Origin of the sequence: Mesorhizobium sp. M4A.F.Ca.ET.020.02.1.1, from assembly GCF_004022645.1 — a bacterium.
Classification (GTDB): Bacteria; Pseudomonadota; Alphaproteobacteria; order Rhizobiales; family Rhizobiaceae; genus Mesorhizobium.
In genome coordinates this window covers 1-9,861 of sequence record NZ_RZOI01000157.1, presented here as the reverse complement: position 1 = coordinate 9,861, position 9,861 = coordinate 1, and the positions used below count along the sequence as shown (strand labels likewise).

Below are 9,861 nucleotides of genomic sequence, written 5' to 3'. Positions count from 1 at the left end.
GTTGCGGGCTTGCCTGGCGCGGATTGTCGGAATGACTGAACTGGAGCGTCGAGGCGAGCGCGGTGCGGCCGCCGGTGGCGGCGGTCAGCGTCAGCACGGTGCGCTGTTGCGAGACGATGCGCTCGGCCCGCGCCGTGAGGTCGACCAACACCCTCAGCGGCGCGTCGCGCGCGGCGAGCGGCACCGTCACCGGCCGGAAGCGGCCCTGCTCATACACCCGCCAGGTGCCGATCTCGTGGCCGGAGAAATTGCTCATCGCCCAGGGATAGAGGACGCCGATGGCGACGCCGGCGAGGAGGACAAGAACGAAAAGGAAGCGCATCGAAGGCCTTGGCTAGCTAATTCCCGTGGCCGCGAGCGCTTCCACCTTTTGCGGTCGCGGCCCGGGCACCATCGCGAATCCGCTCCATTTCGTCCAGCAGCATCTCCAGGCCGAGATCGAAGGTCTTGTCGAAACCGGCGGTGCCGAAATAGGCCCCGGCCGCCACGACGCTGGGAAAATCACGGGCAAGCTCTTCGTTGCTGACGGTGGTGACCGCCGACGGGCCTTTGGCGTAGCCCGCGGTCTCATCGAGGATCGCCCCCATCAGATAGTAGCCAGCGGCGCGAAACAGCCGGGCGCTAAGCTCGGGACCGAATCCGCCCGCCTCGAATACGCCGATGATGCTGTTCAGCTTGGCCAGACATGGCGGCGAGTTCATGCGGTAAACGACGATGAACGGCGCGAAGGCCGGGTGTTCGGTCGCGACACGGCGGAACTCCTGCATACCGACGCGGACCCGCTCACGCCAGGGCAGGCTTTCATCGGGGACCACCAGCGCGCTCATCTGCCGATCGACAAGCGTCTCGTAAAGATGCGCCTGCGAGGGGAAGTGATGGTAGATGCTCATCGCCTCGCAGCCGAGCGCGGCGGCCAGCTTGCGCATCGAGAAACCGGAAAGCCCTTCCCGCTCGATCACCTCGAAGGCGGCGTCCTCGATCATCTCGCGGGACAACCGGCCGCGTGTTCGCTTTCTTTTGCTCGATGAGTCCATGGCGGCGCTTGACAACTTACACTGTAAGGTTCATTTTCGGCCATACCTTACATCGTAAGGCTATCAAATACCAGAGGAGAAACAATGTCGACCCATCGCACGCTTTCAAATTCCACCCTTCGCCTGGCGTCCGCATCAATGCTCGCGGCCGCTTGCGTCTTGACCCTGACCTTGGCCTCGGCGCCTGCCCAGGCCGACGACTACGACGCCGCCATCAAGGACATCCAGTCAACCATGGGCGGCGTGCCGAGCTTCGTGAAGCAGTTCCCGAAGGCCGGTCTGCCCGGCGCCTGGGCCGAGGTCAAGGCCATTGAGCTCAGCGACAAGACGGCGCTGCCGCCGAAGGTGAAGTCGCTGATCTCGCTGGCGGTCGCGGCACAGATTCCGTGCAACTACTGCATCTGGTCGGACACGCAGGACGCCAAGCGCGCCGGCGCTACCGACGAGGAGATCCAGGAAGCGGTGGCGATGGCCGCGATCACCCGCCACTGGAGCACCATCTTCAACGGCATGCAGGTCGATTTCGAGCAGTTCAAGAAGGAGATGGGCGGGGAGTAGGCCGCCGGTGGCAAAGGTTTCGACATGATCGACAAGGCCCGCCGTTCGCGGGCCTTGTCGTCCATTGGTGAGCCCCCTTCCTCCCAATAGCGCAGGTGGCTCGAATGCCTGCCCGGACGTCCTCGGATGTTATCCCCGCAGGCGGTTTTTCGTCGGGCGACGCCCGGCTCGCCCATTGCACCCCAGAGTGGAAACGCCACTGCGAGCCGGGTGAAACCCGGCCGGCCGCCGGCACCGAGCAGCACCGCCTCAACCTGCCCTGCAGGCGGGCGACGGTTCCCGGCTCGCCCCCACGGCGACCCGCGCAGGACTGCCAGCAATTGCGCCAGTTTTCGCCGAGACTGTTTGTGGTCCGGCTAACCACATCTGTATTTCCCAAGCTTATCCAAGGACATCCGCAGCGCGTCGAAAGATAGACTTGCGATGCACTTGCCGGCTCGATCATCCGACACCTTCAAGCCCGCCAGTGCCGTTGGCCACAAAGCTTTCCCACCGACTGGAGTGCCTGCTTCGCCGCTGCCTGCGACCGCTACGGCCTCGCCATTCCAGGCCGGCGGAAAAAGCCGATCCGCGCGGCTCATGATTAACCAATCGCGAACGAGTGAGGTTAACAAACAGCTAATTTAGTTGACTACTATCCCCACAGGTATATTTTTATATGCGTTGGGTGTGCAATTTGGGCGAGCAAGATCGGCGATGGTGGCAACCAGACGCGTGATCGCGATTCACGGGGCATAGCAGGCTGAGCGGCAACCAATAAGCCGTACAGTACAGCTCCCGCAAACTCAGACGTTTTTACGCACATCATGGGTGATGGCACCTTTGGCTGACGCCGGGGTTCGCCACGGTTTCAGGACTTGGTCGAGCCTTGCCCGACCGGGGTGGTGGTGTGCGTGCCGCGTAAGGGGGAGTCATGAGCAGGATTATGAAGGTCGTGAAACTTGGCCCGGGGGCTGGCCGCAAGGGCGCCAATGCCGATCGTGGCCGTGCGCTGGTCGCCGGTGGCGCGGGGTTCCTGGGTTCGCATTTGTGCGAAAGACTGCTGCTGGACGGATACGAGGTCGTCGTCCTCGACAACTTCCACACCGGGAAGCGCTACAACCTCAACGGCATGCATCGCGACCCGTTCTTCACCTGCATCAAGCACGACATCGTCGATGTGCTGCCGATGGACCTTGCGGTCGACGAGATCTACAACCTCGCCTGCCCCGCCTCCCCGCCGCATTACCAAGCCGATCCGATCCATACGTTCAAGACGAGCGTGCTGGGGTCGATCAACCTTCTGGAGCTCGCCCGTCGCCACAAGGCCAAGATCTTCCAGGCTTCGACCTCCGAGATCTACGGCGACCCGCTGGTGCATCCGCAGCCCGAGAGCTATTTCGGCAACGTCAACACGCATGGCCCGCGCTCCTGCTATGACGAGGGCAAGCGCTCGGCCGAGACGCTGTTCTACGACTATTCGCGGACATACGGCATCGACGTCCGTGTCGCCCGCATCTTCAACACCTATGGCCCGCGCATGCAGCCCGACGACGGCCGCGTGGTGTCGAACTTCATCGTCCAGGCGCTGCGCGGCGAGGACATTACCGTCTACGGCAGCGGCACGCAGACGCGCTCATTCTGCTTCGTGGACGACCTCATCGAAGGCTTCATCCGGCTGATGAACGCCCAGGCGGCGGCAGCGCACCCGGTCAATCTCGGCAACCCCGTCGAGTTCACCATCATGGAGCTGGCGGAGCTGGTCGTCGGTTACACGAACTCCCGCTCGCGCATCGTGCACCGGCCGCTTCCGGTCGACGATCCGAAGCAGCGCAAGCCCGATATTTCCTTCGCCAGGCAGCATCTCGGCTGGGAGCCGAAGGTCGCCTTGAGCGAAGGCCTCGCCCACACCACGGCGTATTTCGACGCACTGCTCGGCGGCCGCCGGTTCGCTGCCGCGCGCAGCAGCCACAGGTGGGCCAGGGAGGCTGCCGTGTCATGACTCGTCGCCCCGTCCTCGTAACCGGTGGCGCCGGCTTCATCGGCAGCCACACCTGCAAGCTGCTCTCGGCAGCCGGTTACCTGCCGGTGGTCTACGACAATCTGAGCCGCGGCAACGAGGAATCCGTCTGCTGGGGTCCGCTGGTTGTCGGCGATATCCGCGATCGCCGGGCGCTCGATCGGGTGATCACCACCCGTCGGCCACAGGCGATCATCCACTTCGCAGCACTCGCCTATGTCGGCGAGTCGGTCGGCGAGCCGGCCGACTATTATTCGACCAACGTGGCGGGAACGATCTGCGTGCTCGATGTGGCGCGGACGCATGGCATCGACAACATCATCTTTTCCTCGAGCTGCGCGACCTACGGCGTGCCCGAGACCCTGCCGGTGCGCGAGACCTCGCCGCAGAACCCGATCAGCCCCTATGGACGCACCAAGCTGATGGGCGAGCAGATCATCAAGGATTATGCCGCGGCCTATGGCATGAAATACGCGATCCTGCGCTACTTCAACGCGTGTGGCGCCGATCCCGAGGGCGAGCTTGGCGAATGGCATACGCCTGAAACGCACCTCATACCCAGAGTATTGATGGCGGCGTCCGGTATGATCGACGCGATCGAGGTTTTCGGCACCGACTACGACACGGCCGACGGCACCTGCGTGCGCGACTACATCCATGTCAGCGACCTTGCCCGCGCGCACCTCAAGGCCCTGATGCATCTGGAAGCCGGCGGCGACAACCTTTCGGTCAATCTCGGCACCGGCCGAGGCGTATCCATCAATGAGATCCTGGACGCGGTCGGCCGCATGACGGCGCGACCAGTTCCAGTCGTCCATCGGGCACGGCGTCCTGGCGACCCGGCCGAGCTCTATGCCGATCCGAGCCTGGCGCGCGAGCAGTTGGGCTTCGCGGCGGAGCTCTCCGACATCGACACCATCGTCAGGACGGCCGCACCCTTCTTCGGGCTGGGTTCGGCAACGCCGGCGCCGGCAATTCCTGTCCCGGCTGTCACGGCCACGTCGCGCGCCAGACGCGCGCCGCGCGGCACGAACACCGGCAAACAACGCCAGCCCGCAAGGCTGACAGTCGTCCCAGTGAGTAATGTGTCGGGGCGCGGGCTCGCTGAGTTGGGTTGAGGGCTCTCTCAGCGGGCCTCTTCTTGTCTGATCCGCCGGCGGCGGCCAGACCTGATTGCCGGGGCGGTTCGGCTTTTTGAATTGCCGACCCGCTCGAAATATTGTTCTACGCAGTTCCAGGCAACCACTACGCACCTTCCTGGAATTGCTTCGGGCGGTTCAGCGTTTCATGAAATGCTGGACCGCCCTATTTCTTTGTTCGACCGGATCCGTTTCAGCGCAGGCGCTTCAGCTCTTGGACTCCACCAGCTTGCGGGCCGTATCGAACTCAATGCTCTTGGCGTCGCCTTCCTGGAACTTCCGATGCTCGTCGGCGGCATTGCCAGAAGCGTGCTTGAAGCTGTACCACCCGCCACCGGGCTCCATGCGCTGCTCGACATTGCCGTTATGGATGCGATGGCTGAAGCAGGTGCGGATCGGCGTCGCGGCATAGGTCTTGGACCGCCAGACAAGCTCCATGCACATCTTGCCGTCATTGGTCAGCAGCCATCTGCCTTCAGCGATGGAGGTGGAATCCGGTTTCGCCGTCCAGGCGCGCAGGCGCCTGTCCTGCGCGAAATAGGCGGCTCCATCCGCCCAGTTCCACGTGCGATCCGCGTAGTAGAGCTGCATCTCGAACGCCGTTGGAACGGCCTGGGCGGGGGCACGATCCTTGGCGGCTGCCATATTCACGGCAGCGGCAAGCTCGCCACACGCAATGAGAGCCATCAGCCAGGCGCGCCTCGCAAATGGACGGTGCCGCGCCCGACTTTCCGCTTGATATGGCAATGCGTTTTGAGCAGTCGGTATGGTGCGCGGTCGCATGTTGGTGGTCGCCTCCCCGATCCAGCGCCAACACGCACTCCAAGCCTTCCCCAAGGCATCGCAGTTGCCGCCCCCGCCCGCTATTAACCGCCACGCGCAGAGCGGTGTCAATCGGCGTTGTCGAACGGATCGAACACACCTTCTCGACGGGCCGGAACCAAGCTTGTGGATTCCAACAGGCTGCTAGTCTATAGGAGCAGCCGCATCGAAGGAGCCGCGGCCTTTGGGCTTTGGGCCTACGGGCCGCCGACAACCGGCAATGGATCCGATCCCCGGCCGATGCCGGGAATAGCGGACATCATCCGATGCCCACCGGAACGCGGTGGCGGAAGCCTGCGGAGAATTGGTTGAAACGAGCAGTCTCGATAGTCGTTACCCTGGCGCTGCTGGCCTGGCTTGCCAGCGACGCGCGCTGGAAGATGGTGGGCGACGCCTTCGACCGCGTCACGCCCGCCGCCTTCGTGGCCGTGGCCGTTGCCTTGTTCGTCACCTACGTGCTGCGCGCGCTGCGTGTCTGCGACGAATTCCGCGGCGAGGTGAACGGCCGTTTCGGCGCCTGCCTGCGCGTCATCCTGATCCACAACGCGATGATCAATGTCGTGCCCTTCCGCGGCGGCGAGACGGCCTTTCCGCTGCTTTTGCGCCAGGTTTTCGGCATCCCGATCATGCGCGCCAGCGCCTCGCTGCTATGGTTCCGGCTGCAGGACGCCTTCGTCGTCGGCATCCTCGCGTGCCTGGTGTGGCCAGGGCTGCATCCAGCGCTGCGGGCTGCGGGGATCGCGGCGCTGATGGTCGTCGCCTGGTACCTGCCCCGCTGGGCGCGCGCGCCGCACGACTGGGCGGGGCGCGGCCGGGTGGTGGCCAAGCTCGGCCGTATTCGCGACATCTTCACCGAGGCGACGGGACGCTCCCGCTACGGCTGGTGGTGGACGGTCGCCAACTGGGCGCTGAAGCTTTCGGTGCAGGCATGGCTGCTGGCGCTGATGCTGGGGACATCCTTCACGACCGCCTTTCCGGGCGTGGTCGGCGCCGAGGGCGCGGCTATCTTGCCGGTGCAGGGCGTCGCCGGCTTCGGCACCTATGAGGCGGGCGCGGCGGCGGCATTGCTCACCTCCGGCATCGCCTTGAAAAGCGGCCTGCAGGCGGCGCTCGCCCTGCATCTGTTCATCTTCGGCTCGGCCATCGCCACCGGCGCCATCGCCTGGCTGTTCCCCTCGAAATCAACGCTACCGGAAGATCCGGCCGCGGAAGCTGCAAGGAAGCCCTCGCTATGAACCTGCTGCCCATCCCTGCATCGGGTTTGCCCGACGGCGCGGTCATGCCCGAGCATAAGCTCTCGATTGTCATTCCGATGTACAACGAGGCCGACAATGTCGAGCCCCTGCTCGCCCGCATCCATCAGGCGATGGAAGGCTACAGCCAGCCGTGGGAAGTGGTGCTCGTCGACGACGGCAGCACGGACGCGACGCCGGCTGAGATCCGGCGGCTCGCCGCTGAATACGGGCCGCACGTGCACGCGGTCGAGCTGGTACGCAACTACAAGCAGACCGCCGCCATGCAGGCAGGACTCGACGCTGCGCGCGGCGATGTCATCGCCACCCTCGATGGCGACCTGCAGAACGACCCGTTCGACATACCGCGAATGGTCTACCGCCTGCTCAACGAGGACCTCGACCTCGTCGCCGGCTGGCGCAAGGACCGCCAGGAGGGCTTTCTGATGCGCCGGCTGCCCTCGCGCATCGCCAACAGGTTGATCGCGCGCGTCACCGGCGTGCGGCTGAAGGATTATGGATGCAGCCTGAAGATCTTCCGCGGCAGCGTCATCCGCAGCGTCAGGCTCTATGGCGAGATGCACCGCTTCATCCCGGCCTGGCTGGCGACGGTGACGACGCCGCGGCGCATCGCACAGGAAGTGGTGACCCATCATCCGCGCATCCACGGCCAGTCCAAATACGGCATCTCGCGCACCTTCAGGGTCGTGCTCGACCTGGTGTTCATGTATTTCTTCATGCGCTACCGCACGCGGCCCGGACATTTCTTCGGCGGCATCGGCATCGTGCTCGGCGCGGTGGGCTCGCTGGTGCTTGCCTATCTCCTGTGCCTGAAACTGTTGCTCGGCCAGGACATCGGCACGCGCCCGATGCTGTTCACCGGTTTCTTCCTGCTTATCGCTGGGGTGCAGATGGTGACGTCCGGTGTGCTGGCGGAATTGCTGGCGCGCGTCTATCACGAGGCGAACGGGGTGTCGGCTTATGTCGCGCGGCCGCGGCCGGATGAAAGCGACAGCGACGGCTGGTATCGCCTGGCGTCATGATTTGACCGGACTCTCATGGAACTTGCGCCAGCAATATCCCACCAAGGCCCAGGCGCGGCAGCGCGACGCTAGAACCTGCCGCGGTTGCGAGGTCGAGGACGGGCTGCGGAAGTTCGTCGACTGGTACCGCAGGCAATGGCGGCCGAGGGCAAGAGGCAAGGCGCAAGGCCTGCGCCAGCCTCTCGCCCTCGGCTCGCGCCCCCCGGCGAAAGATCTGTGTCGCGAACAGTGGTCCGAATGCCGACTGCCTGTCTCGCTGCTCCGGAAATATTAGAGGGGGCTGATTAAAATTCAGGCAAACGGCGTGGTGAGCACCGTCTTTAACCGCCGTGCCGGATATTATTAGAATGCGAACGATCGTCCGGGCATCGAGGGGCGCCCCGCCCAACGCCCCCTACACGCATCCGTCGACAAACGGGCCGTTCACCCACAGCGATCCGTTGTTGTACATGCTGGTGCCGCTGCCATCGGTGTAGCCGGTGGCCCGGTTGTCGATGTGTAGCCTGCTGTTCGGCACCAGCTGGCCGTTCACCTTGACGCTCTTGATGAACAGGTTGCGATCGCCTGGCTTGCCCTGCCCAGCCCACAGGTCATTGGCAAAACGAAGCTCGATCAAATGCGGGCTGGCCACGGCGCTGAGGTCGACACGGAACGGTTTTGCATCCGCCGAAGCCGCCTGCAGCTCGGCGCCGATCTCGTCGGGCGTTACGGCCTTGCTTTGCACGCCCGACACGTTGATCTGGGCGACGGGCTTGCCATCCACCAGGACATCCAGGCGCGGCGGTCCTTCGAACTCCGTGCCGGTGGCGTCGATCTCCAGGTTGGTGACGGTGCAGCGCGCGGTGTTTTTGGCCTCGGCAGCGACCAGATCGGCGACGCGCCGCCGCTGCGACTGCACCCATCCGGCGATCGGCTGCAGCAGCGCGTTGCGGTCGCTTTTGTCGTTGAAGAGATTTGTCCGCTCGTCGGGATCGGCCTTGAGGTCATACTGCTCGACCTTGCCGGTGGTCGCGTTGAAGACGACCTTGCGGTCGTCCTCGCGGTAGCCGAACAGGAAGCCAGCCCAGGGATTGAAGAAGAAGGTCTTGTTCGGCCGCTGCTCGCTGAACAGGCTGCGCCCCTGCCACTGCTTGGGCAGCGGAAGACCGAGTATGTCGAGGATGGTCGGGGCGATGTCGACGATGCCGCCGACGGAATGCACGACCTGATCATGGAAGAGATGCTTGTTGATCATGATCAGCGGGATGTGGACGTTCTCCTCATAGATCGCGCTGGCATGGACATAGTCGTCATGCTCTCCGAACGCCTCGCCATGATCGCCAAGGATCACGACCAAAGTCGAATCGAGCTTGCCCGACTGCTTCAGCGACTCGAGGATTTCGCCAAGCGCCGTATCGCCGACCTTGAGGGCATTGAGGTAGGCATTGAATTTTTCGTCGTCCGAGTAGTGGACCAGCCCGGTGTGGGAGGAAGGCGCCATCTTCGAGAACATCGGGCTGTCGGTGATGTAAGGATAATGGGTCATCGCCGTGAACATGATGGCGAAGAAAGGATTCCCCTCGTCCTTGTTCATCCAGTCGATGGTCGACTGCGCCGTGCACAGATCACTGTTGTAATCCATGTTCTTCCACTGCTCGGAACTGAGCTTGAAGGTGGGAGTGGCGCATTTCTGCCCGCGATAATCCTGGATCGTATCAAGCCCCTTGTTGAGCAGGAATTCGTCGACGCGCTGGAACCGGGAATCCGCGCTCCAGAAGAAGCCGGTGCGAAAGCTGTGCGCGGAGAGCGTGTTGGAGATCGAATCCAGCGGCAGATACGGATGCTGCATCGTCATGCCGTAGTATGAGATGTCGTTGTACATCGAGGTAAACAGAGAAAATAGCGAGTAATGCGTGGAAGGGGCATGCGCGTAGATGTTGTCGAAGCGTATGGAGTCCGCGGCATAGCTCTTGATGTTCGGCGTGACCGGGTACTTGCCGCCAAACGTCTAGATGTATTTTGACGGCACCGACTCCATCATGAAGATCAGCACGT

8 protein-coding genes and 2 pseudogenes are annotated in these 9,861 nt (G+C 63.6%); 5 read left to right on the top strand and 5 right to left on the bottom strand.

Annotated features, from left to right (window positions below; genetic code table 11):
* Both EN742_RS12860 and EN742_RS12855 read right to left on the bottom strand, forming a co-directional pair.
* Positions 1-322: pseudogene (locus tag EN742_RS12860) on the bottom strand (hypothetical protein); the annotation flags it as partial.
* A 16-nt stretch (positions 323-338) separates the two neighbouring features.
* Positions 339-983 carry a TetR/AcrR family transcriptional regulator gene (locus EN742_RS12855; protein WP_245455527.1) on the bottom strand — a complete coding sequence of 215 codons (645 nt, stop codon included), beginning with the start codon at positions 981-983 and terminating at the stop codon, positions 339-341.
* Between the two features lie 189 nt (positions 984-1,172).
* Here EN742_RS12855 and EN742_RS12850 point away from each other — a divergent pair, with 189 nt between their 5' ends.
* From EN742_RS12850 to galE, 3 genes are all read left to right on the top strand, one after another.
* Positions 1,173-1,592: a carboxymuconolactone decarboxylase family protein gene (locus EN742_RS12850; RefSeq protein ID WP_189375303.1), complete on the top strand. Its 420-nt coding sequence runs from the start codon at positions 1,173-1,175 to the stop codon at positions 1,590-1,592.
* Between the two features lie 913 nt (positions 1,593-2,505).
* Positions 2,506-3,573, top strand: coding sequence for a UDP-glucuronic acid decarboxylase family protein (locus EN742_RS12845; RefSeq protein ID WP_127407540.1), 1,068 nt, complete (start codon positions 2,506-2,508; stop codon positions 3,571-3,573).
* A complete protein-coding gene (galE, locus tag EN742_RS12840) occupies positions 3,570-4,709 on the top strand; it encodes a UDP-glucose 4-epimerase GalE (protein WP_128332878.1) in 1,140 nt (379 codons plus the stop codon). The genes EN742_RS12845 and galE overlap by 4 nt, the downstream gene beginning before the upstream one ends.
* Positions 4,710-4,937: 228 nt before the next feature.
* Here galE and EN742_RS12835 read toward each other — a convergent pair whose 3' ends face one another.
* Entirely contained in the window at positions 4,938-5,417 is a 480-nt protein-coding gene (locus EN742_RS12835; RefSeq protein WP_126055613.1) for a DUF995 domain-containing protein, read from the bottom strand.
* Between the two features lie 443 nt (positions 5,418-5,860).
* Here EN742_RS12835 and EN742_RS12830 point away from each other — a divergent pair, with 443 nt between their 5' ends.
* Positions 5,861-6,787, top strand: a complete 927-nt coding sequence (locus tag EN742_RS12830; protein ID WP_126055614.1) for a lysylphosphatidylglycerol synthase domain-containing protein — start codon at positions 5,861-5,863, stop codon at positions 6,785-6,787.
* Positions 6,784-7,827 (top strand): glycosyltransferase family 2 protein, encoded by a 1,044-nt coding sequence (locus EN742_RS12825; RefSeq protein ID WP_126055615.1) that lies wholly within the window; start codon positions 6,784-6,786, stop codon positions 7,825-7,827. The genes EN742_RS12830 and EN742_RS12825 overlap by 4 nt, the downstream gene beginning before the upstream one ends.
* 394 nt (positions 7,828-8,221) lie before the next feature.
* Here EN742_RS12825 and EN742_RS40020 read toward each other — a convergent pair whose 3' ends face one another.
* Together EN742_RS40020 and EN742_RS40015 are read right to left on the bottom strand one after the other, a co-directional pair.
* A complete protein-coding gene (locus EN742_RS40020) occupies positions 8,222-8,725 on the bottom strand; it encodes a carbohydrate-binding domain-containing protein (protein WP_281034958.1) in 504 nt (167 codons plus the stop codon).
* Between the two features lie 45 nt (positions 8,726-8,770).
* Positions 8,771-9,799, bottom strand: a pseudogene (locus EN742_RS40015) (sulfatase-like hydrolase/transferase); the annotation flags it as partial.
* Between the last annotated feature and the right edge of the window lie 62 nt (positions 9,800-9,861).